This is a genomic window from Paenibacillus prosopidis, assembly GCF_003337375.1.
Lineage (GTDB): Bacteria > Bacillota > Bacilli > Paenibacillales > Paenibacillaceae > Pristimantibacillus > Pristimantibacillus prosopidis.
In genome coordinates, this window is the sequence record NZ_QPJD01000003.1 from 402772 (window position 1) to 425742 (window position 22971).

The following is a 22971-nucleotide window of genomic DNA, read 5'->3' on the forward strand; positions in this document are numbered from 1 at the left end:
TACAGGCCCTTTACGAGAAGTATGCACTGACGGCTCAGCCATTCATCGAACAGAAGAATAATCACGTACGAAATCATATAGACGACTATCTCATTTTATCCGAACAATAAAAGCAGAAAAAGGGGAAGATAGAATGGATGTAAGATTTCCTATTGGCAGGTTCAGTTATGAAGGTGAAATTACGCAGCTGCAAAGAGAAGCTTGGATTAACGAGATTGAGCAGCTGCCGAGGAAGCTTCGGGAAAGTATCGAAGGGTTAGAAGATACGGAGCTTAATACGCCCTATCGTGACGGTGGTTGGACGATTAGACAGGTCGTTCACCACATTGCTGATAGCCATATGAATAGCTTCATACGATTTAAATTGGCTCTTACTAAAGAAACGCCTTCGATAAAACCGTATTTCGAGGACCGTTGGGCCAACCTTCAGGATAGTGCAGCTGCTGAGGTTGACCTATCCCTTTCACTAATCGATACCTTGCATAAGAGATGGGTCATTTTGTTGAAGTCACTTACTAACTCTGATTTTAAGAAACAATTTTATCATCCAGAATCCAAAGAAACCGTCAGCTTAGACTATAACCTTGGTATTTACGCATGGCATGGCAACCATCATGTAGCTCATATTACTGCATTCAGAAGCAAAATTAAATCATGGAACGGGTGAATGGAGATGATACAGTATAAAAACGGTAAAGATCTGACTGCAGAGCATCTATCCCAGGTTTTTCAAAATTCGGGCATTAAGCGTCCTTATCAGGACTTGGAACGGCTGCAAAAAATGATAGATAACTCAGATATTATTATAAGCGCTTGGAATAATGATAGGCTTGTAGGTGTTGCGCGCGCGATCACGGACTACTCCTATTGCTGTTATCTGTCCGATCTGGCAGTAGACCGGGAATATCAACAGCTTGGTATCGGTAAGCACTTGGTAGAACTGCTTAGGGAGATGCTTGGGGTAGAGGTGTCGCTTGTGCTGCTATCCGCGCCTACAGCCGTTGATTTCTATCCAAAAATCGGGTTCGCCAACTCGGATAAATGCTACATTATCGCGAGAGAACGATAATTTCATTGCTACTTTAATTCGGGGAGGTACCACATGTATTTGTCCGGCATAGCGGTTAATCAAGGCGTTAACATTCATTATTTGGATTCTATACAATTGTCTGACCATCAATCTGCCCCGATTATCATTTGCCCAGGATTGTCCGAAACGGCTGAAGAATACGAGGATCTGCTAACCTATTTGCTGCCCCGCAGAGGGATTGCGCTTTCGTTCCGAGGGAGAGGAAGGAGTGATACTCCCCTTACAAATTATGATCTCATTGATCATATTGGTGATCTTGAAGCGGTCATCAAAGAATCAGAGCTTAAGCGATTTCATTTGTATGGGAATTCGCGCGGTGTGTCTTATGCGTTAGGCTATGCTCAGGATAACCAAGAACGGCTGCTTTCTCTTGTTGTACAGGATTATCCAGCTGAACATAAGCAAATGACCGCCGAATGGGCCGAAGATTATTTCGATAACTATTTATTACCCACTGGGCGGAACAAGCTTATTCGGCAGCAGACAGTGAAAAGCATTCAACGTGAATCTACGGCTGTACAATTAAGTAAAAAGCTTGGCCTTCCTATTTTGGTCATACGGGGGCTGCTTGAGGGTTCCTTAATTAGTGACACGGATTTATTAAATTACCGGAATTATTTCAGAAACTTAATGGTTTGCGAGTTTGCACAATCATGCCACAATATCCACATGACGGAGAAAGATGAGCTTTATAGTACGATTAAGCGATATTTAGACGGTATAGACCAAACATAAGGTAACATAATAATAGTTATGTAAACTTATATCAAATGAAGAGCACTTTTCGAATCAAAAGAATAACTAATGTGAGGCAAAATAAATGGGATAATGGAACTAAGAGCGGTTGTTGGTTCAAGACCGCTCATAATGGCCGGTGCATGTGTACTCGTTTTTAATGAACATGGCCACTTATTGCTTCATTAGAGATCTGTTACTTTGGATTGGGGGACGCTTGGCGGTGCGATGGAGTGCGGAGAATCGATGGAAGAGGTTGCTGCCCGCCAGCTTAATGAAGAAGCGGGGCTTATAGCCACAGAATGGTAGTTCTATTTCCTCTTAAATGGTACGAATCGATAATTAGAAATATAGTTGATAGTGATAATGATAATTGTTATCATTTATTGACTTTGGAAGTAAATGAGCGTTCACCTTCCATCTAATTATACCGTTCTATAAGGAGGAACTGCTGTGTTTTCGCGTAATAACAAGAAATTAGTGTGGCTATTAATCAGTTTGATGATTATGTCGCTATGGTTAGCGGCTTGCGGAAGCGATGAAACAACGGATGCTTCAAACCAAGCAGCAAAGAATGAAAATGCTGCAAATGCACCAGAAGAAACAGAAGCTCCGACAGAAAAAAAATTAACAGACGCGCTCGGTAATGAAGTAACGATACTTGCAGATCCGCAGCGTATTATTGCTTCTTACTTGGAAGATCACTTGGCGGCTCTTGGCGTTAAACCAATAGCTCAATGGTCAGTAGCTAATGGCGTGCAGGATTATTTGAAAGAAACGTTGGAGGGCATTCCTACAATTCCTTATGACCTGCCTTTCGAAGCTGTTACAAGCTTCAACCCTGATCTTATTATTGTCGGATCAACTAGCACAGTTGAAGGAGAAAAATACGCACAATACGCTAAAATTGCTCCTACATATTCGCTAGGGGATGAGATTAACGCAGATTGGCGTAAATCATTGCTTAAAATCGGTGAAGTACTGGGTAAGAGCGAAGAGGCTCAAAAGGCTTTCGATGTCTACGAAGTTAAAGCAAAAGAAGCGAAAGAAGAACTGCAAGGCTCTGCTTCAGGACAATCCGCTGCAGCTATCTGGCTCGTGCAAAAGAACTTTTATGTTGTAAGCGACAAATTGTCTAGCGGCGCTGTAATATACAACGACTTGGGACTGTCAGTACCGGAAGTTGTAAAAGAAATTTCTGCAGCTGGCACAAGTAATTGGAACGCAATCTCACTAGAAAAATTGGCTGAACTCGACGCGGATCACTTATTCCTCATTAACAGTGATAATAGGCTCAGAATCGCTTAAAGACCCGATCTGGCAAGCAATTCCGGCTCTGAAAAATGGGAACGTATACGAGTATCCTAATACGTCCAGCTGGTTGTATTCAGGGGCAATTGCAAATTCACCAATCATTGATGATGTATTGGAAAGCATCGTAATAAAACATATAAGGACTGTGCCTTCTGGTCAATACCGCCAGCAGGTTAGTCCTTTTTCATGATTAAAGGCTATCGCTCCTACTTGAATAGATGTATAATCGTGGAAGAAATGAAGATGGATAAGGCGGTGTGCGATGATGAAAATGAAACGAACGGTACCGATTTTGCGCATATTTGATGAAGAGAAAGCTAGAGAATTTTATTTTGACTTCTTGGATTTTAAATGTGATTGGGAGCATCGTTACGAACCAACAATGCCGCTCTATATGCAAATATCGAATGGCGATTGTATCCTGCATTTATCTGAGCATCACGGTGACTGCAGCCCAGGCTCAGCCATACGAGTTGAGGTTGAAGATGCGAAAGAACTGCAGGAGCAGCTATTGGCTAAAGCCTACAAATTTGCCCGCCCAGGTTTTTCTGATGAGTGGAATGAAGTATGTGTAACAGACCCATTCGGCAATCGAATTCACTTTTATACGACAAAAGAGTAGAATATAAACATTGCCTACATTAATATTTATTCAGATTAAAAATTAATTAGATTAATAATAAACGCAATTACTTGTAAATGGGGGTAAATACTTTGATTGAAGCTTTTATTTTTGATATGGACGGCGTCATCATTGATAGCGAACCTATTCATTTCGATGTGGATATGAAGACGATGCATCATTTAGGGGCAAGTATTACGATCGAGCAGCTGGAACTATGTTGGGATGACAAATCCTGAAATGTGGGATTTGATTAAGCAACAATATAGTCTTGCGCCATCAGTGGAAGAAATAATAGATTATCAACTCAACGCTAAAATTAAACATTTGCAGGACATTGAAATTTTCCCCATTAGAGGAATTCCAGAGCTGATAGACGAGTTGAAGATTCGGAAAATACCGATCGCCGTCGCCTCTTCTTCGCCTAGACGCTTCATTGAAGAGGTTTTAAGTAAATTTATAATTACTCATGAATTTAATTGTATTGTCAGCGGAGAAGAAGTTCCGAAAGGAAAGCCTGCTCCTGACGTATACATTGAGGCTGCAAAGCAATTAAATGTTAATCCGAGCAAATGCATAGTGCTTGAGGATTCAAGAAATGGCATAGCAGCTGCGAAAGCGGCCGGCATGCGTTGTATCGGTTACGTTAATGCTAACTCAGGCAATCAGGATTTATCCTCTGCAGATTTTATAATTCAATCAATTGATGAGATTCTTACGAAAGATTTGATCAGCGAAAACGGGGGTTAAGTGCTTGGATCGTAATATTATGAACATGGCAAAAGAGGTAGCCATTGCAGCTGCTTATGAGGCAGGCCGATTAACGAGAGAACGCTTCGGCACACTTATTACATATGACGAGAAGGATGATCACGGAGACATCGTAACTGAGGTCGACCATTTGGCTGAAGCTATTATTTTGAGAAAAATTCAGCGTGTATTCCCGGAACACCGAATCCGGTCTGAAGAATATGGTGAAAATGACCTCAATAGCGATTGGCTTTGGCTCATTGATCCGCTCGATGGAACGAATAATTTTGCAGTTGGTTTACCGTTATTTGCGATATCCATTACGTTACTATATAAGCTTAATCCAGTTCTAGCTGTTATTTACGAACCAATGACCGACCGGTTATACGTATCCAGCGAAGGCGAAGGTGCATCCTGTAACACACATCCAATTACAATTGACAAAGCAAAGGATTTTAAAAAAGCGCGAGTAGGATGGATACAAGGCCATGCGTTACAAAATCAAGAACGCGCTGTTAAGCTAAGACATTACATAGACGTTAATACAAAACGAATGATGAGGCTATGGGCACCGACTTTGCAATGGTGCATGCTTGCAAGAGGTGATTTGGACGGAATAATCGTTTACAATTCGGAAGGTGAGGATTTATATTCGGGTCTTCTGATTGTGAAGGAAGCAGGCGGTGTTGTCGTTGATTATGACGGAAACACGTTTACGGGTATGAGCCCGCAGCCGTACCTGATCGCTTGTCATCCCAAATTTCAGAACTATTTTATTAACATGGTTAAAGATGGCCTGCAATAAACTTTATAGGGTTAAATCTTTTATGCTTGGTTTTTACCTCTAAATTCGTTTACAATGTACGAAGTAGAGGGAGGAATCATGACATGTCGAACATAAACCGGATGCTGCTTGATGTAGATACTGGCATAGATGATGCCTTAGCCATATTGTACGCATTGCTTTCTCCTGAGATTAAGGTAGAGGGTATTACGACAGGTTTCGGCAATACCGATGTTGCTCAAGCTACAGAGAATACATTACGCGTCATACAGCTTGCCAATTGCGGCTATGAGGTTCCTGTTGCGGTTGGAGCAGCAAGTCCGATTGAACGTATTTTCCACGGGGCTGTACCGCATATTCATGGGAATAATGGGATCGGTGATGCAAGCTTGCCGCCGTCTATAAAGAAGCCAATTGAAGAATCCGCAACGGATTTTATTATTCGAAAAGTAAATGAAAATCCAGGAGAACTCATTCTGGTAACAGTAGGCAGATTGACCAATCTTGCAATTGCACTGCAGAAGGATCCATCTATTGTAACTAAATTTAAAAAAGTGGTTATTATGGGCGGTGCTGTGTTTGCCCCTGGTAATGTGACGCCTGTAAGCGAAGCCAATTTATATGGAGACCCGGAAGCAGCCTCGATCGTATTCGAATCGGAGCTTCCAATTACAATCGTCGGATTGGATGTTACACAGAGGACGCGTTTAACAAGGAATCATCTAGAGATGCTTTCTCGACAGGCACCACCGGATAAACGGGAAATTGTTGATTTTATAAAAGAGGCGACCGAACGATACTTTGCATTCTATGAGTTTTCTAATCATTTCATTGGGGAATGTGCGATGCATGATCCTTTAGCCGTTCTAGTCGCTGTAAACCCGTCGCTTGTAAAAATAGAAGCGATGAATGCGGTTATAGATTGCGGAACCGGCTATACAGCAGGAATGATCATCACCGACCGAAGAGTACGGTCCATAGTTGGACGAGCCGTAGACTTTTGCTTAGAAGTGGATGAGGAAAAAGCTATAGCGCAAATGCTATCTGTATTTATAGGAGAGGGACGTTAAACGATGGAGCAACGGTATTCGCGCGAATCAAAATGTTATAAAACAGCAAGAGTATTTCCTCCTGATGTTAATAATCACAATACGCTATTTGGCGGAAAGCTAATGGCTTATATAGATGATATTGCATCGATAGCGGCAACGAAGCATTGCCGCCGTTCAGTCGTAACCGCCTCAACGGACTCCGTCGACTTTCTGCATCCGATCCGGCCGTCGGATTCGGTCTGCTTGGAATCTTTCGTTACCTGGACGGGCCGGACTTCTGTAGAAGTGTTTGTTAAGGTCATTAAAGAGGATTTATTAAGCGGTGACCGAAAGATCGCTGCAACCTCTTTCTTAACGTTTGTTGCTTTGGATGAGAATAAAAAGCCTGTTCCCGTGCCAAAAGTCGTTCCAGAGACGGAAGAGGAGCTGAAACTGTTTGAGACTGCCCCGCACCGGGCGGAAATGCGTAAAATTAGAAGAGATGAAAGTAAAAAGTTTGCGGGCTTTCTGACCGTCAAGCATCCTTGGGATTAATGGTTTGATTAAAGAAGCTGACGGACCTACGTTTCCGTTGGCTTTTTTAGTCACTTGAAATGAAATATAGTTTTGCACTATAATGTGTAGTGGAAGGAGGGGCTAATGGAAATTAAAAATTTTAAATATGGCGAAGTAGGCTTAAATCGTTTCTTCGGAACGTTGGAAGCTAAAATCATGGAGCTGCTCTGGGAAGCAGAAGAGCTAAGTATTAAGGATGTCCAGCAGCGTTTGGAGAAGGATAAGCCAGTCAATTTCAATACTGTCATGACCGTAATGAACCGGTTGTTAGACAAAGGTATTTTGGAAAAAAGGCTGCAAGGCAGACTTTCACTATTTCGACCTACCCAAACCAAGGAAGACTTCATCGAAGATCAGTCAAAGAAATTGACAGAAAATCTGCTTGATGAATTTGGCGGCGTCGTCATTAATCATATGATTGACGCACTAACAGAGGTTGATAAATCATTGTTGGATAAACTCGAACATAAAATTCAGCAGTTAAAAAAGGATAGTCAATGATGAGATGGCAGCGAAAGTCTTCTATAGTCTTGGCGTTGAGTCTTCTAATTGCAGGACTGGTTTGGAGCCAGATGGGTATGTATTTGGCTCACCTCATGTTTGGTGTAAACCTGCAGGTGAACTTTTTCAAGTTTTGTATGAGCTTGTTTAAGGAAAAATCATTTTATTACTTTTTAGTGATCACTTTTTTAAACGCATTAATTGTTTATACCATATTGATCACACTGATTAAATTTGCGCAGCAATATGTTCTTTCAAGAAGATTTAGAAATAAGATCATGTCACTCAGAGTTCGAACTTTAACCGACCAAATTATTCGTGATTACAAACCACAGAATAATAAACTTATCGTGATTGATCATAAACAATCGATGGCTTTTACGATGGGATTCAGAAGCCCTCTAATTGTTCTTTCTACCGGTTTAATCGAAATGCTTGACCGTCATGAGCTGGAAGCAGTCATTGAGCATGAGGCCTTTCATCAAAACAATCGTGATTCCTTGAAAATCTTCATTCTTCAGTTAATATCACAAGCGCTTTGGTTTATTCCGCTTACCAAATGGACGTATCAAAATTATAAAATTATTAGCGAGCTAATGGCCGATGAATATGCAATTATGAAGACCGGCTCAGAGCTCGGTTTGGGAAGCGCTTTGTTAAAACTGATCAAAAGTTGCTTTCATGAAAATGCAACGCCTGTTTTGGCGCACTTTGCGGATGGGTCAGTAAACTATAGACTACAGCAATTGGTTGACCCTCAGAAAAACATTCCGGTGAAACTGGAAACGACTTCTATCGTGATCTCTATTTATGTCCTGCTGCTATTTATGAGTATGATCGTGCTGGCGGTCACGTAATTTTTTTTGAAACGAAACACTACATTAAGTAGTGCTACTATGAGGAGGATTTAGAAATGAAAAAACAAGTTGAAATTGGTGCGTTGCTTTTGAGAGTTGCATTAGGCTTACTATTCTTTGTACATGGTTTGGACAAGTTCCAAGGCGGAATCGGTAATACGGCCGGATGGTTCCAAAGCATTGGTTTACCTGGGTTTGCTGCTTATCTGGTAGCGTTTATCGAGCTTGTTGGAGGAATTGCCTTGGTAGTAGGGCTTGGAACGAGGATTGTTTCGGGATTGTTCGTGCTTATCATGCTGGGTGCTATTATTAAAGTGAAATTCGCAGCCGGTTTCTTGGGTGGATTTGAGTTGGATTTGGCCTTGATGGTTATGGCTCTTTACCTAGTGATTAATGGCAGTATGATGTTGTCTGTAGATTCAAAATTGCCTGTTGCCAAAAGGGGTGTGTAATTCTTCCAAATGAATACGCACTTAGGTTTGCATCAGGAGTCAACTAGTACATTAACATTACTCTATGTTGGTGGATTTATTTTACTGCTATCCTTGATTTGTTATTGGTATGCTTCAAGGCTGAAGAAAGATAATAGGAGCGGCTTAAAGAAGGAACAGAAAGCTGCCTTAAAACAGAAAACCAAGAAAATGAAAATAGCTGCACATCTATTGCTTAGCGCATCAATATTGGTTATCATCATTCATTTTGCTCAAAGTTTAGGTGGTAATTATGATGTGAAAACATTAAATTTTAATGTACCGATTGAAGTATCGGATGATCAATATTATGGAGCGGACCATACGGATTCACCTGTGCAGTATGAAATGAAGATTCCAACTTCAGGCACGCATAGTCCTCATGATTTAAAGTTCGGCTTTTATACAGAGAAGCCCGCATATGAGAAATTAGTCCATAATTTAGAGCACGGCGATATTATTATTTACCATCGCGCCGATGCCGATCCGGAGCAAATTACGCAACTCAAATATTTTACTAAATTCAGATTGGCTGGGGCAGGCATATTAGCCGTACCAAATGAAGATATTCCAGCAGGAAAAGAAATCGTAGTTACAGCCTGGACGAAAACGATGGAATTGACTACTTACGACGAGCAAAAAATAGGGACATTTATTTATGACTACATCAATAAAGGACCCGAAGAAATTCCAGCTTCCATTCGTCGTGGCGGAGGCACGATGTAACTAATTTTAAGGCAGTCCCATATTTTGGGACTGCCTTTCTTACATTTTAACAGCTATTACCTTTAACATTCTTGTCTTTCTTTGGAATGGATTGTGAATTATCGGCAAGTTTGTCGCCAAATTGGTCTAAGCGGGAAGGGCTAGCCGCTGGACCATCATTATCAGGCTTATTATTTCTTCCTGTCATAATCATCACCTCCAACTTTTATATGATGATCGGCGAGGGGAGTTTTCATGCAGATTTTGACGGATACAAATTAATTTTGAAGAAGGGTGTCGACTTTACGTGAGAGGAGTTGACAATGGAAAGCGTTTTCATGTAAGATAACATCGCGAATATCTAAATAAGTTCTTTATCCATATTGAACGAAATGGAGGGATTATTAACTAATTAATGTAACCGGTTTCACTTTTCCTTAGCAGTTTTATTAGCTCTATAAAATTGAAATGAAAGAGAATTAACGCCATTAATGAAACCGGTTACATAATTTGAACAGTTGTTACAATATCCTAAAAGGAGATGAACGCGTAATGCGAAAGGCTTTGTCTGCTACTCTTATAGGTACTATCCTTATAGGAACTACATTTGGGAATATTCAACCGGTGAACGCGGCGGAAGCGACGAATGTGATCTTGGATGCCAATACACGCTATCAAACCATTCATAACTTTGCTGCATCTGATGCCTGGTCGGTTGATCCGATTGGCAAGGAGTGGAGTGAGCATAATAAAAACCAAATCGCCGATCTGTTATTTTCGGAAGATAAGGGGATTGGCTTGTCAGGATGGCGATTTAATGTTGGGGCCGGCAGCAATCTCACAGATCAGGATATTGTGCATACAAAATGGAGAATGGCGGAAGCTTTTAAGCAAACCGAAAGCGGCGAATACGATTGGTCTAAGCAAGCCGGACAGCAGTGGTTCCTTGAGGCGGCCAAGAAACGTGGCGTTGAGCAGTTCGTTGCCTTTTCCAATAGTCCTCCTGTCTGGATGACTAAGAACGGGCACGGACAAGCCGATAATACGGTCGGTTCAACCAATTTGAAAGAAGGATATGAAGATGACTTCGCACGCTACTTGACCGATGTCGTGAAACATCTTCAGGATGAGAAAGGAATCGTATTCCAACATGTCAGTCCGATCAATGAACCGACTTGGGATTGGAACCGCAGCAATCAGGAAGGGAATCGTTACAACAATGAAGATGTTAAGCGCGTCGTAAATTCGCTTTATGATGAACTGCAACGGCAGGGTGTTAATTCCCATATTGAGATTCCAGAAGCAGTGGAGTATAAGGCGCTGCTGGACGATGAGAAGTATATGGAATACTCGGGCGGGAACACACCATATATGGCTGGCAGTAACAGCGCCGGCACCGGTAAATACCGTGAATACATCAAAGATTTTATCGGCGATTCGGAAATGAAGGGCAAAGTGGACAACATGGTTGCCGTACATTCCTATTTTTCTGAAAGTAACAACGATTTGACGAACCTGCGCCGCATCGCGCGTGAAAATATGGATATGTATGGCGGCGAAGAGATTTGGATGACGGAGTACAGCATTCTGGGTAATTATGGTCCAGGCCGTGATTTGGGTATCGACCCCGCGCTTTATATCAGCAAGGTTATTCATCATGACTTAACGGTTTCAAACGTCTCAGCGTGGCAGTGGTGGACTGCAGTGTCCAACGTCGATTATAAAGACGGACTGGTTTATACCGATTATCAGGTTCCAGGAGACCAACAGAATGTGCTGGATTCCAAGATGTTATGGGCATTAGGGAATTATAGTAAATTCATCCGGCCCGATTCCAAAAGGATCGCCCTGTCGGGTTTATCGAATAATGATCCAAGTGGTTTTCTTGGCTCTGCTTATATCGATGAAACCAACAAACGAGTAATATCTGTTTTTGTCAACAATACTTCCGAGGCAAAAGATATTCGATTGCAGGCGAATAATCTGCCGGCAGGAACAAAGGTGTTCCAGTACGTTCCTTATGTCACATCCGCTACCGACGACTTAGCAGAAAAGCCGGCCGTTGCAGCGGGAGCAGCATATTCCGTACCGGCAAAATCCATCGTCACACTTGTTGGCGCATACCATAACGAAACAGCTGTTCCGGATGCTCCAATTTTGAAAGCAGTTAAAGCGGAGAATCAAGCGATAACAATCGATTTCGACCACGTTTCCGGAGCGGAATCATACACGGTCAAATACGGTAACGAAAGCGGACAATATACGCAAGAAACTGAGCCGTTTAATGACAGCACTCATACAATTTCAGGCTTAACGAATGGAAAGACATATTATGTAGCGGTAATAGCAAATAATTCAAACGGGCAAAGCGCCTTATCAAATGAGATGCATTCGGTACCCGATCTGTTCCCTCCAGATGAAGTACATGCTGCACCGGGAGACGGTCAGGTAACAATATCGTTTATGCCAAGACCGGGTGTCACTGATTATAGGATCAGGGTTAAGCCAGTTAATCAGGATGGAGTCGAACAGACCAAGGAGGTTACCGTCGAACCTGGTACCCTACACAAGTCTGTAGTATCCGGTTTGGTTAATGGCACCGAATATGATGTTTTTGTGGCTTCTGTCAATGGTTCGGAGGTGAGCACAGAGGTTAATGTGAAAGTGACGCCAGCCTCTCTTCCGCCTGCTAAAGTTATCGCCATTCCAGGCGACAAGGAAGTAAAATTGGAATACAGCATTGTCCCGGAGATTCCAGGTTATCATGTACAATATGGGACGGAAAGCGGAAGTTATGGGCTAAAAGCCGAATCAATGGCTGGGACACATACGTTGACCAATCTGACTAATGATACTCGTTACTATGTTGCGGTCTCATCCGATGGCGTCGGAGGCGAGAGCAGACCGTCGGATGAAATTTCAGCAGTACCATCGGCCGAAAGCGTAGTTTTTGAAGATACTTTCGAAGATGGTACCGTATCGGGATGGACGCCGCTGATCAGCACTTGGGACGAAAGCGAAGGTTTATTGAAGCACCAATCGGGTAATGGTGCACAGGGCGCCATCGCCGTTGAAGGTCAACGACTAATCGATGGTACCATTACTGCTGTGGCCCTACATTCAACGCCTGATGCGGACTGGGGTATCTTTTTCCGTGGGACGTACGACAAGTCCTATAAATTTCTATTCGAAAACGGGAAGCTTCATTTACGAAAAGGTAATGATTCACTTTCCAAATCGGTAGATTTTAATCCGGAGTTAAATGGGATTTATAAATTGACGGTGGTTTTAGCCGGAAAAAATATAAAAGCTTACCTGGATGACCAGTTAATTTTTGATGTCAACGATACCACTTACACAGGTGGAGGATTTGGACTTCACAGTTGGGCAGATGCGGAATTCCGTTACTTCAAAGCAGCAAAAGCGGGAGGGGTACCTGTTTTGACGGCTCCGGAACTATATTCTGCGCAGCCTTCAGCAGGATCCATTACGGTTTCCTTCTCTGAGGTGGATGGCGTGGATTCCTACCGGGTCCATTATGGTACTGCTAATAGCGTATATACCAAAACGGTTGAAACATCAGAGCCTCGACATATGATTACCGGACTTGAGAACGGTGTCCGCTATTTTGTAGCGGTAAGTGCTATAAAGGATGGTCAGGAAAGCGGAATATCTAATGAATTGTCCGCAATGCCGCTCATTCCCGCAGATCCGTGGCTATTGTATTATGTGAAAGCCGGCGACGATGAGCCCGGCACGATCAAAGGTTCTCAGATTCTCGGTGTTAAACATAGTGTTAAAGACCAAGCTTACGGAACCGATGCGGTTACAGGAAAGGCTTGGGGTTATGTAACGAACGGTGGAACGTGGTCGCAAAATACGGGTGAGGGATATTTCGACGGTCTGCGAATCGACGAAAGTGATGTTGCGGGGAAAGGGATCACTTACAAATTCGAGGTGCCTAACGGACGTTACAAAGTGACGCTAGGCTTCAAGGATCCGTGGAACAACAATGCCCGAAAACAATTCATTTCCCTGGAAGATCAGCAGGCGAGCCCATCCTTTGTGCCTGGAAATGAGACGGTTAAACAATTTACTGGAGTCGACGTAAAGGACGGCATTCTTGATGTAGGCGTCTTACGGGACATGACCAATACAGGGAAATACGAGGATCCGATGGTTAGTTGGATTAAAGTGGAGATTGATGACACAGGCATGCTTTATTATGTGGATGCCGGTGACAACAGTCCCAATGTGCTCGAATCCGGCGAAACCTTCGGATCCATGAACAGCACCGAAGAACAGCCGTTCGGAGCGGATCTGATTACCGGCTTACAATGGGGATATGTCGCATTTGGAAATTCAACATGGGCTAGAACAGATGCCGCGGAAGCCTATGATACTATTCGCCAATACGATGGAAACGCGTCCGGACCGGGGAAAGGGTTGACTTACAAATTCCAGGTCGCAAAAGACAGCGAAAAATCGTACAAGGTGACGCTCGGCTTCAAAGATCCTTGGAAAAGTTCGAGCCGTTATGAGGATGTCATTATCGAAGGCAAGACCGTATTAAGCGAATATAACATTGGTGCCAAGATTGAGACAAAGATTTTTGATGGCGTTATTGCTGCTGACGGAATGCTTGAAGTAGAAGTTACACGTAACGTCGACCATGCAAGTGGCGATAAACCGATGGTCAGTTGGATTAAAGTGGAGCAAACAACCGGGAATGTACCTGAGCCTGTATTAACCGGAATTGAATTAAACGAAGAAACGGTCCACCTTGAAGCGAGAGATACCCATCAAATCAAAGTAAATGCCGTATATTCCGACGGAAGCACTAGAGTAATTACGGAAGAAAGCAAATTCGTATCCGATCATCCCGAGATTGCGAATGCTGACGCTGTTGGTCTAGTAACCGCTTTACAGGCCGGATCAGCGAATATTAACATCACGTATCAGGGGATGTCCGCAGTTTTTGCATTAACAGTTACTCCTGCCGTTAAAGGTCTGATCGGACTACAAGCTGTGGTGGGTGGAGATGCCAACGTTAGAATTGGAGAAGGGCTCCAAGCTTCGGTTATTGCTCACTATGAGGATGGTAGTACCGCCGATGTGACGAAGTATGCAAATTATCGCTCCCAGGATGAAAAAATTGCAACGATCGATGCAAATGGATTGATTACAGGTCACAAAGTCGGGAAAACTGACATTTATGCTGTTTTCGCAGGTTTTGAAACTACTACAATTATTAAAGTGAAACCCTACAATTGGAAGAACGGCAGTTCCGATTGAACAAAGCATTAGACGCTCTATGAAATCTCATATGATCTACAATTAAAAGCCGCGTAAATCGCGGCTTTTTTTTGTGTGTATTGTGTTTACAATTACCCGAATAAAATGGTTCAATCTTGGGTATTTTATCGTTTGTAATTCGGATGGAAACTATTCAAAACAGGGGGCTGTATTTTGTATCTTTTGTATACTCATAATGATCTGGACGGAGTAGGTTGCGGCATAGTTGCGAGATGTGCTTTTGGCGGCAAAGTGGAAATCCGTTATAATTCGGTTGATGGCTTAAATCTGCAAGTCGAACGGTTTTTAGAAAAATCAAGAAAGAAAAATTTTTTGTTTATTACCGATCTATCCGTAAATGAAGCGAATGAACATGGTCTCGACGAATTTGTAAAATCTGGCGGAAGAGTAAAGCTTATTGATCATCATAAAACGGCGCTGCATTTCAACAAATACCCTTGGGGATCGGTTCAAGTGGAATATGAGAATGGCAAGCTGGCCTCCGCCACGTCGCTTTTCTATGAGTATCTCATTCAGAACGGATTGTTAACGCCCACAAAAGGAATGGATGAATTCGTCGAGTTGGTACGGCAGTATGACACTTGGGAATGGGAAAAGCATGGTTCGCAGCAAGCAAAGCGTCTTAATGATCTCTTCTATTTGGTATCCCTCGAAGAATTTGAGGAAAAAATGACGGAGCGTCTTCAAAAAAATGAGCATTTTTCGTTTGACGAATTTGAAGAAAAAATATTGGACCTGGAAGAAGAAAAAATTGAACGTTATGTTCGGAGAAAAAAACGAGAAATAATCCAAACTATTATTCATGATCGTTATGTAGGCGTCGTTCATGCAGAATCTTACCATTCTGAACTGGGCAATGAATTAGGAAAAGAAAATCCGCATTTGGATTACATCGCGATCATGAATATGGGCGGAAAAAAGATAAGTTTACGAACGATACATGATCATATTGACGTTTCGGAGATTGCAGGTCTTTATGGAGGGGGAGGTCATGCCAAGGCTTCTGGATGCTCCATGACCAAAGAATCGTACCAATCGTTCGTTGCGGAAACATTCCCGATGGAACCAATTCGCGCGGATGCCTTTAAAAATACGTTTAACTTAAAAAACTCCGTTTATGGAACGCTTTATGAGAACAGAAAGGAACAGAGTTTGTTCATTTTTCCATCGGGAGACGGTTGGGTAATCGATGTCGACGGGGAGGAATTGAATGAACATTTTTCGAAGTTTGAAGATGCGGAACGATATGCAAAACGGCATTATGCCGCTTGGTTAGTCCGAGACCAAGTCTATATCGGATACCTAATGGAACATATAGCGGAATGTAGAACGAAGGCATAGAACATATTTAGCTCTAAAAAAGCTTAGTCAGACTGGGAAGGGTGCCTGGCTAAGCTTTATTTGTCGTTCAAACAGATCTCTAATTGCCGCAGCCTGATACTTAAGTTATACGCAAATCGGCAAGGTCAGTCTGATACTTTGTTTTCCTTCGACACCTGCGCAAAAACCGCAGCTGCAGTAGAAGAGGCTGATGTCAGTTTATTTGCAGAAAAAAGTAAGTAAAAAGTAGTGCTTCTGGAAAAAGTATGATATAGTAAATTCAATAACTGTAATCATTCATATGACAGTTTAAGTGGCGAGACTTATGAAACCAGAATTTATTCATAATGGAGGTAATGCTAAAATGAATAATCAAAAAATCCAACCTGCCTCCAAGCTAGGACCTTTATTCGAGTCCTCCAAGCTTGGAACTTTGAACCTAAAGAACCGGGTCGTCATGGCTCCAATGACGAGAGCCTTCTCTCCCGGAGGAGTGCCGGGTGCTGATGTGGCCGCTTATTACCGTCGCCGTGCTGAGAACGGTGTAGGGCTTATTATTACGGAGGGTACCCTAATCAACGATCCGGCTGCCACCAATAATCCGAATATTCCGAATTTCCATGGGGAGGAAGCGCTGAAGGGTTGGGCTCGCGTCGTCGCGGAAGTACATGAAGCCGGCGGGCTGATTATGCCGCAGCTATGGCATATCGGCACAGACCGTAAGGTAGGAGCCGTTCCGAACCCGGAGGAGCTGCCGATCGGACCTTCAGGCTTGGATCTCGCGACCGGGGAAAAAGTTAATGTGCCGATGAGCCAGGAAAGGATCGATTCCGTTGTTGCCGCTTACGCACAAGCGGCGGCGGATGCCAAACGGATCGGCTTTGACGGGATTGAGCTTCATGGCGCCCACGGCTATTTGATCGATCAGTTTTTCTGGGAGAGAACGAACCGGCGCACTGACAGCTATGGCGGAGACCTTGTGAAAAGAACCCGTTTTGCGGCTGAAATTATTGCGGCTTGCCGTCGCGCCGTAGGATCCGATTTCCCTATTCTACTGCGGATATCGCAATGGAAATCAAGTGATTACGATGCTAAATTGGCAGCCAATCCGGATGAACTGGCCAAATTTCTTGCGCCGCTTGTAGAAGCAGGTGTTGATGTATTTCACTGCTCGACCCGCCGCTTCTGGGAACCGGAGTTCGCCGGTTCCGATCTGAATTTCGCAGGCTGGGTTAAAAAATTAACCGGCAAACCTACAATCACTGTGGGCTCCATAGGTCTGGATAATGAGTTTCTATCCTCGTTTAGAGGGGAAAACGCAGGTACGGCGAACGTGGATACCTTGGCCGACAAGCTTAGCAATCGAGAGTTCGATCTGGTTGCAGTCGGCCGTGCGCTGCTGGTTGATCCGGCATGGGCGGCCAAAGTCCGCGATGGCCGACTTGACGAGCTGAAGCCTTTCACCCCTGAAGCGCTGCGTTCGCTATCTTGATTCTGCTGTAATTCTAACCTTATTATGTTTTTATGATCGGGCACTCCGAGTTAGTGGGAGAGCCCGTTTTTTTGTTTGACGACCTAAACTGAATTAGAAACAAGATTAGAGGCAGTTGTTAGACGGATTATCCAGGAATAGCTGCCGCGTGGGCAGCTTCTTTTTGATGTTCGTTGAAGTAACTGGCAGGAAAGTTAATGAAAAGGAAATAAGTATTCTCATTACTGCAAATGACATAATCATGATATCATAATACATAAAATCACTCAGTAGAATCTCGGAGTGATTTTTTATTGTTTAAAGAAAAAACTTATTTACCTGCATAAAAGCCCGAGGATTTTCTCTTATAATTGGAGAGCGGGAATTGTCGGGGGACAAGAACATATATCCTTAGCCGTATTAGGACAAGAACATGTAACCATAGCCGATCCAACATTAAGCACTGTCTTATTTTAGGAAATTGGATCGACTTGGCCGGACGACAAATCAGTTAATCGAGCTCTCTCATGATCTTAAAGAAAGAGGAATCAGTCTGCAGATCATCTCTCTGGGAGTAGATACTAGCACACCGGCTTACAAGCCGCTCGGGCTCGAGGTAGAAAAGGAGGTTGAAATGGCGTTGCTTCTGTATGATAGTCGGAAATATACCATAAAAGAAATAACCGAGCAGACCGGAGTCTCTAAAGCAAAGCTATATCAAGTTCTCAATGTCAGGTAATGTATAGTATTACCTGTATATACTCTGATACTATATCAAAGAACCAGCGAGGGGATCTCTTGTTTTTGTTGAAATAAAAAGTAACTACCGAGCAGTAATGTTTAATCATAACTGTTCTTTACCAATTATTGATGCGGCGGCTTATGTAAAATAAAGCTTATCAAGCGGTATTAACAAAAGGAGGCAATCTGCATGAAAAACAAAACGTTTCAACCCAAACAAGCTTATGAGGGTGGAACACTAATTTAATTAAATAGGTGGACCCCCTTGTTATGTTCAAAAATAACACCTAAAGGGGTAAATCATGCGTTTTCCAATAAACAAGTTTTTCTCTTATTACAAACCGTATTTAACGTTGTTTCTTTTCATATTGACCTGCGCTTTTATCGTATCGTCCGTGACTTTGGTGTTTCCGCTGCTCGTTCGTTATATTACGAAGGATGTTCTGGAAGGCGACTTGTCCGCTGCGCTTAAGGAAGTGTATAGGATTGGCGGACTGATGCTCGTTCTGGCTGCGATTCAGAATATCGGAAACTATGTTGTGGATTACAAAGGTCATGAAATCGGCGCGCGCATGGAAAGTGATATGAGAAGCGAGCTGTTCGCGCATATGCAGAAGCTTTCCTTCAGCTTTTACGATAAGGAAAAGACGGGTCAGCTGATGTCCCGAATCACAAACGACCTGCTGCTGCTTTCTGAGCTGTACCATCATGGGCCGGAAGATTACATGAAATATCTCGTCCGTTTTATTGGAGCATTTATTATTTTGTATCATATCAACGCTCCCTTGACGATTGCCGTATTTTGTTTTTTACCGGTCTTAGCTGTTTTCGCTATGTATTTCAATAAGCTGTTGAACCGGGCATTAAGAAGGAACAAAGAGCGGATCGGGGATGTAAACGTTCAGGTAGAGGACAGTCTTTCGGGAATCCGCGTCGTACAATCGTTTGCCAACGAAAAGATCGAGATCGGGAAGTTTAATCGGGAGAATGGCCGGTTCCTCGACAGCCGGAAGAAAACGTACAAGGCGGAAGCGCTCTTTTACAATAGCTTTGAATCGATCATCCAACTGATTACGATCACGGTAATCATCCTTGGCAGTGCCCATATCGTCAACCAAACGTTAGATTTAGCGGATTTGCTCACTTTTTTACTGTATATCGGCTTCATGATTGAACCCATTCAAAGGTTGGCACATATGAGCATGCAGCTTCAAGAAGGGATTACCGGCTTCCAGCGGTTTATCGAAATCATGAATCTGAAGCCCGCCATTGAAAACAAACCGAATGCGCTGACCTTGGTCGAGGTGCAGGGTGAAATTGAATTCAAACAAGTGTCTTTCCGTTACGAAGACGATTTGGTCCATGTCTTGGCAAACCTGTCGCTTCATATACGAACGGGAGAGTACGTCGCGTTAGTGGGGCCGTCCGGTGCCGGGAAAACAACATTATGTTCGCTTATCCCGCGGTTTTACGATGTGACAGCCGGCGAAGTGATGCTGGATGGGGTCGACGTTCGTGATATTGAACTGCATTCGCTCCGGAATAGCATTGGTATTGTACAGCAGGAGGTTTACCTTTTTGCGGGAACCGTGATGGATAATATCCGCTACGGGAATCCCAAAGCAACCGATGAAGAAATTATTGCGGCAGCCAAGCACGCCAATGCCCACCATTTTATCATGAGCCTGTCTAACGGCTACTACTCTGAGATCGGACAGCGAGGCGTTAAACTATCCGGGGGTCAAAAGCAGCGTCTTAGTATTGCCCGCGTATTTTTAAAGAATCCGCCGGTTCTCATTCTCGATGAAGCAACAAGCGCACTGGATAATGAAAGCGAGAGCATGGTTAAGGAGTCTTTAGAATCACTCGCAAAAGGGCGTACAACCATCGTTATTGCCCATCGTCTGTCTACTATCCGCAATGCCGGGAGGATTATCGTCTTAACGGAGGACGGTATTGCGGAACAAGGAACGCACGAAACGTTACTTGCACGAGATGGCGTGTATGCGCGCCTGTATTCCAGGCAGTTTGAATTACAACGTTGAGGCGTTATATAATGCCATTAAAACGGAGTAGAAACGAGGTACACGCACTTATGAAGCTTATAGATTTAAGCGTGCCGATTAGTCCTGCGCATCCGCGAACCGCTGCCGGCCAGCATTGATTATGCGAGCCATGAAGACGGGGCCAGGCAAGCAGCAGCCGTACTCGGTCTCAAGCAGGACGATTTTCCTGAAGGCAAGGTGTGGGCGACAGAAACCGTAACCCTCAATACGCATGCAGGAACGCATATCGACGCGCCATGGCATTACTGGCCGACTTCGGAAGGGAAGAAGGCCAGAACGATTGATGAACCGCTCGAATGGTTTTTGCATGATGGCTGGAACAGTCCTTTTTAAGGGCTGTTTTTTTAGATTGGCCAAAAAAAATTAAAGGGTGGCTCTTAATGCCCCGGTTCACCGTCCCTAAATCCCAAGCGATCCCGGATAGGCCATCCGGGTTCTATCGGGATTTTTTACGGGACTCGCAAGGAAGAAAAAGACCTCGGGAGTATTGCTAAAACATGATGGCTTCCCGTTCCTTTGTCTCTTCGCAACCATCATGTTTTACGAAGCAGGGGGAACCATGATTCCACTCCGCTATCGCTCATATTCATCATCGTTCCAAAAGCAGTTTAGGATAACAAAAAGTTCAAAATTTCTCCAAAAATTGATGTATAAAAAGCAAATAAAATAACTTCACATCCAGCTAAGGAGTGAACATACATGAGTAGAAATAATTTAGTCGTTCCACAGGCACAAGCAGCACTTAACCAAATAAAATATGAGGTAGCACAACAGTTTGGCATTCAATGGTCTCCAGATGGTTACAATGGGAATATGACTACTCGTGATGCAGGGATTATTGGTGGTAACATTACACGAACATTGATTCAGATTGCAGAACAATCACTTGGCGCAGGAGCAAGAAGATTCTAAATAGGGGTCCTCCCAACAATCAGATTTCGTACGCTAAGGGATGGTCCGGCAAAGCATCTGAAAAAAAATGGTTCCGTGAAAGATCACTCGGGACCTTTTTTTTGTGTTCAGGTTTTAGTCCAGAGAGGCTATCATAAATAGAAACTGCTTAAATAATGAAATTAACAAAACGCACATTGGACTAAAGTGTTATATTGGTGAAAACGCATGTGGGTAGCTGAAAAGCAGCTTGGAGCACCTTTGTAAGTTGATTTTTTAATAAATAACTTGTGTTGCAAAAAAAATTGTTGTCGACAAAACCGAGTTAATGCCATATTTTAGAAGCTTCATCGAATGCCTAAACAGAAGGAGAACATCGACCTTTAAAGAAGAAGTTGTTGGTTAAAATCGCAAATGCCGCTGTAAGCTACTATTTTGCTCCTGTTGCATAATAATTATCAAACACATGCCCTCAAGCTGAATTGGGATCACAGAGTTCATGAGCCAAAAGGAAAGAGAAAGGGGACGTGAAAGGTTGATTCATTTCAATCTCAAAAGAAGATGAAGTATACCTACCTGCAATGCGAAAAAAAGTACTTGTAACCGATTTCAATACTCGTTATAATCAAATTACAAAAACGTTTTGGAAAGTAGGGATGACCAGTCGTCACCATAAAAGAACTTGCTAAAGCAGCTGGAGTATCCATCACCACCGTATCCCGGGCTTTAAACGGCTACTCCGATGTCAGTGAGAAGACTAGAAAGCGAATCAAGAAACTTGCTGAAGAATTATCCTATCGCCCCAATGCTCAGGCCCAAAGCCTTGTTCTGAAAAAAACGAAAACAATAGGCGTCATCATGTCCGATCTAAATAGAACAAACGTCAAGGACGCTTTTGCTTTTGAGGTACTTTGCGGTATTAACGACCGAGCGGGCGAACTAAACTACGATATTATTCTATTCAGCACTAATCCGAACAAACAGATGAAGAAATCGTACACTGATCTGTGCCGTGAGCGTAATGTCGACGGGGCAATTCTGCAAGGACTACGAATGAATGATCCTTATCTAAAAGAAGTGGTCTCGCAATCGCTTTTTCCATGTGTGATGATCGATATTCCGTTTTCTGGAGAAAGAGTCGGTCATGTCACGACCGATAATTTAAGCGGAGCAAGAGATGCCGTTCGCCATTTGGAAGGGCTTGGACACCGACGGATCGCCATGATTAACGGGTATGGGGAAGCAGCCGTAAGTCACGAACGCTTATCCGGTTACAGGCTTGCGTTGCAGGAGACTGGAATCGATTATGACCCCGCACTGGTCTATGATGGGCGTTTCTCGGAAGAAGGCGGAAATGAAGCGGCCGGACGCATCTTAAGCGAGCATCCAGACGTAACGGCTGTGTTCTGTGCCAGCGATATCATGGCATTAGGAGCCATGCAGTCGCTTAAACTTTTGGGTAAAAAAATACCGGATGATATTTCCGTCGTCGGGTATGACGACATCTCAATCGCATCCTATTGCTCGCCTAATCTTACAACCGTTAGGCAGGATAAGTATGGAATGGGATATCAGGCCGCTCAGATGTTAATCGATATGCTGGAAGGCAGACAGGTACACCACAAAATTATGCTTAACAATGAACTGATTATTCGCCAAAGCACAGCTAAAACTCGCTTTTAGCCGTGCGGGCTTTAAGTTTACAGTTTATCCAAAACGTTTTTGTAATTA

Annotated in this window: 22 protein-coding genes and 2 pseudogenes; 23 read left to right on the forward strand and 1 reads right to left on the reverse strand. The window is 43.2% G+C overall.

Features of this window, described 5'->3' with window-relative positions:
• The first annotated feature begins 133 nt into the window (after positions 1-133).
• From DFP97_RS06775 to DFP97_RS06840, 15 genes and pseudogenes are all read left to right on the forward strand, one after another.
• Complete coding sequence (locus DFP97_RS06775; RefSeq protein ID WP_114379212.1) at positions 134-667, forward strand: YfiT family bacillithiol transferase; 534 nt, start codon at positions 134-136, stop codon at positions 665-667.
• Between the two features lie 6 nt (positions 668-673).
• The gene (locus DFP97_RS06780) at positions 674-1069 is read left to right on the forward strand and encodes a GNAT family N-acetyltransferase (protein WP_114379270.1); all 396 of its coding nucleotides are present in this window, start codon (positions 674-676) and stop codon (positions 1067-1069) included.
• 33 nt (positions 1070-1102) lie between these two features.
• The gene (locus DFP97_RS06785) at positions 1103-1825 is read left to right on the forward strand and encodes an alpha/beta fold hydrolase (protein WP_114379213.1); all 723 of its coding nucleotides are present in this window, start codon (positions 1103-1105) and stop codon (positions 1823-1825) included.
• A gap of 201 nt (positions 1826-2026) precedes the next feature.
• Positions 2027-2134 carry an NUDIX domain-containing protein gene (locus tag DFP97_RS31375; protein ID WP_245975946.1) on the forward strand — a complete coding sequence of 36 codons (108 nt, stop codon included), beginning with the start codon at positions 2027-2029 and terminating at the stop codon, positions 2132-2134.
• A gap of 192 nt (positions 2135-2326) precedes the next feature.
• Positions 2327-3329: pseudogene (locus DFP97_RS06795) on the forward strand (iron-hydroxamate ABC transporter substrate-binding protein).
• 75 nt (positions 3330-3404) lie between these two features.
• Positions 3405-3761 (forward strand): glyoxalase superfamily protein, encoded by a 357-nt coding sequence (locus DFP97_RS06800; RefSeq protein ID WP_114379271.1) that lies wholly within the window; start codon positions 3405-3407, stop codon positions 3759-3761.
• 92 nt (positions 3762-3853) lie between these two features.
• Positions 3854-4000, forward strand: a complete 147-nt coding sequence (locus DFP97_RS31380; protein WP_245975948.1) for a hypothetical protein — start codon at positions 3854-3856, stop codon at positions 3998-4000.
• Positions 3987-4511: an HAD family hydrolase gene (locus DFP97_RS06805; protein WP_245975951.1), complete on the forward strand. Its 525-nt coding sequence runs from the start codon at positions 3987-3989 to the stop codon at positions 4509-4511. Before DFP97_RS31380 ends, DFP97_RS06805 begins: the two co-directional genes overlap by 14 nt.
• 4 nt (positions 4512-4515) lie before the next feature.
• Entirely contained in the window at positions 4516-5316 is an 801-nt protein-coding gene (locus tag DFP97_RS06810; RefSeq protein WP_245975953.1) for an inositol monophosphatase family protein, read from the forward strand.
• Positions 5317-5399: 83 nt separating this feature from the next.
• Positions 5400-6365: a nucleoside hydrolase gene (locus DFP97_RS06815; protein ID WP_114379214.1), complete on the forward strand. Its 966-nt coding sequence runs from the start codon at positions 5400-5402 to the stop codon at positions 6363-6365.
• Between the two features lie 3 nt (positions 6366-6368).
• Positions 6369-6881, forward strand: a complete 513-nt coding sequence (locus DFP97_RS06820; protein WP_114379215.1) for an acyl-CoA thioesterase — start codon at positions 6369-6371, stop codon at positions 6879-6881.
• A gap of 105 nt (positions 6882-6986) precedes the next feature.
• Positions 6987-7403 (forward strand): BlaI/MecI/CopY family transcriptional regulator, encoded by a 417-nt coding sequence (locus DFP97_RS06825; protein ID WP_114379216.1) that lies wholly within the window; start codon positions 6987-6989, stop codon positions 7401-7403.
• The gene (locus DFP97_RS06830) at positions 7400-8260 is read left to right on the forward strand and encodes a M56 family metallopeptidase (RefSeq protein ID WP_114379217.1); all 861 of its coding nucleotides are present in this window, start codon (positions 7400-7402) and stop codon (positions 8258-8260) included. Before DFP97_RS06825 ends, DFP97_RS06830 begins: the two co-directional genes overlap by 4 nt.
• Before the next feature lie 56 nt (positions 8261-8316).
• On the forward strand, positions 8317-8712 hold the full coding sequence (locus DFP97_RS06835; RefSeq protein ID WP_114379218.1) for a DoxX family protein: 396 nt from the start codon (positions 8317-8319) through the stop codon (positions 8710-8712).
• Positions 8713-8721: 9 nt separating this feature from the next.
• Positions 8722-9456, forward strand: coding sequence for a thioredoxin-like domain-containing protein (locus DFP97_RS06840; RefSeq protein WP_114379219.1), 735 nt, complete (start codon positions 8722-8724; stop codon positions 9454-9456).
• Between the two features lie 46 nt (positions 9457-9502).
• On the opposite strand, the gene DFP97_RS30640 is transcribed toward DFP97_RS06840, so the two are convergent.
• The gene (locus DFP97_RS30640) at positions 9503-9643 is read right to left on the reverse strand and encodes a hypothetical protein (protein WP_181873381.1); all 141 of its coding nucleotides are present in this window, start codon (positions 9641-9643) and stop codon (positions 9503-9505) included.
• A 344-nt stretch (positions 9644-9987) separates the two neighbouring features.
• On the opposite strand from DFP97_RS30640, the gene DFP97_RS06845 reads away from it, so the two are divergent.
• From DFP97_RS06845 to DFP97_RS06880, 8 genes and pseudogenes are all read left to right on the forward strand, one after another.
• On the forward strand, positions 9988-14730 hold the full coding sequence (locus tag DFP97_RS06845) for a glycoside hydrolase (protein WP_114379220.1): 4743 nt from the start codon (positions 9988-9990) through the stop codon (positions 14728-14730).
• A 174-nt stretch (positions 14731-14904) separates the two neighbouring features.
• A complete protein-coding gene (locus DFP97_RS06850) occupies positions 14905-16092 on the forward strand; it encodes a DHH family phosphoesterase (RefSeq protein ID WP_114379221.1) in 1188 nt (395 codons plus the stop codon).
• Positions 16093-16435: 343 nt separating this feature from the next.
• Complete coding sequence (locus DFP97_RS06855) at positions 16436-17563, forward strand: NADH:flavin oxidoreductase (RefSeq protein ID WP_114379222.1); 1128 nt, start codon at positions 16436-16438, stop codon at positions 17561-17563.
• 460 nt (positions 17564-18023) lie between these two features.
• A complete protein-coding gene (locus DFP97_RS32225) occupies positions 18024-18281 on the forward strand; it encodes a recombinase family protein (protein ID WP_181873382.1) in 258 nt (85 codons plus the stop codon).
• Between the two features lie 304 nt (positions 18282-18585).
• Positions 18586-20328, forward strand: a complete 1743-nt coding sequence (locus DFP97_RS06865; protein ID WP_114379224.1) for an ABC transporter ATP-binding protein — start codon at positions 18586-18588, stop codon at positions 20326-20328.
• Positions 20329-20378: 50 nt separating this feature from the next.
• A pseudogene (locus tag DFP97_RS06870) lies at positions 20379-20664 on the forward strand (cyclase family protein); the annotation flags it as partial.
• A gap of 384 nt (positions 20665-21048) precedes the next feature.
• Positions 21049-21261 carry an alpha/beta-type small acid-soluble spore protein gene (locus tag DFP97_RS06875; protein ID WP_114379225.1) on the forward strand — a complete coding sequence of 71 codons (213 nt, stop codon included), beginning with the start codon at positions 21049-21051 and terminating at the stop codon, positions 21259-21261.
• Positions 21262-21912: 651 nt separating this feature from the next.
• The gene (locus DFP97_RS06880) at positions 21913-22923 is read left to right on the forward strand and encodes a LacI family DNA-binding transcriptional regulator (RefSeq protein WP_114379226.1); all 1011 of its coding nucleotides are present in this window, start codon (positions 21913-21915) and stop codon (positions 22921-22923) included.
• Positions 22924-22971: the final 48 nt, after the last annotated feature.

Bases quoted from the DNA above. Each gene is read 5' to 3' on its own strand.
- DFP97_RS06780 (WP_114379270.1), top strand. From the start codon at position 674: ATGATACAGTATAAAAACGGTAAAGATCTGACTGCAGAGCATCTATCC.
- DFP97_RS06800 (WP_114379271.1), top strand. From the start codon at position 3,405: ATGAAAATGAAACGAACGGTACCGATTTTGCGCATATTTGATGAAGAG.
- DFP97_RS06825 (WP_114379216.1), top strand. From the start codon at position 6,987: ATGGAAATTAAAAATTTTAAATATGGCGAAGTAGGCTTAAATCGTTTC.
- DFP97_RS06805 (WP_245975951.1), top strand. From the start codon at position 3,987: ATGACAAATCCTGAAATGTGGGATTTGATTAAGCAACAATATAGTCTT.
- DFP97_RS06865 (WP_114379224.1), top strand. From the start codon at position 18,586: ATGCGTTTTCCAATAAACAAGTTTTTCTCTTATTACAAACCGTATTTA.
- DFP97_RS06820 (WP_114379215.1), top strand. From the start codon at position 6,369: ATGGAGCAACGGTATTCGCGCGAATCAAAATGTTATAAAACAGCAAGA.
- DFP97_RS06785 (WP_114379213.1), top strand. From the start codon at position 1,103: ATGTATTTGTCCGGCATAGCGGTTAATCAAGGCGTTAACATTCATTAT.
- DFP97_RS06855 (WP_114379222.1), top strand. From the start codon at position 16,436: ATGAATAATCAAAAAATCCAACCTGCCTCCAAGCTAGGACCTTTATTC.
- DFP97_RS06845 (WP_114379220.1), top strand. From the start codon at position 9,988: ATGCGAAAGGCTTTGTCTGCTACTCTTATAGGTACTATCCTTATAGGA.
- DFP97_RS06875 (WP_114379225.1), top strand. From the start codon at position 21,049: ATGAGTAGAAATAATTTAGTCGTTCCACAGGCACAAGCAGCACTTAAC.
- DFP97_RS06775 (WP_114379212.1), top strand. From the start codon at position 134: ATGGATGTAAGATTTCCTATTGGCAGGTTCAGTTATGAAGGTGAAATT.
- DFP97_RS06815 (WP_114379214.1), top strand. From the start codon at position 5,400: ATGTCGAACATAAACCGGATGCTGCTTGATGTAGATACTGGCATAGAT.
- DFP97_RS06840 (WP_114379219.1), top strand. From the start codon at position 8,722: ATGAATACGCACTTAGGTTTGCATCAGGAGTCAACTAGTACATTAACA.
- DFP97_RS06835 (WP_114379218.1), top strand. From the start codon at position 8,317: ATGAAAAAACAAGTTGAAATTGGTGCGTTGCTTTTGAGAGTTGCATTA.
- DFP97_RS30640 (WP_181873381.1), bottom strand. From the start codon at position 9,643: ATGACAGGAAGAAATAATAAGCCTGATAATGATGGTCCAGCGGCTAGC.
- DFP97_RS06830 (WP_114379217.1), top strand. From the start codon at position 7,400: ATGATGAGATGGCAGCGAAAGTCTTCTATAGTCTTGGCGTTGAGTCTT.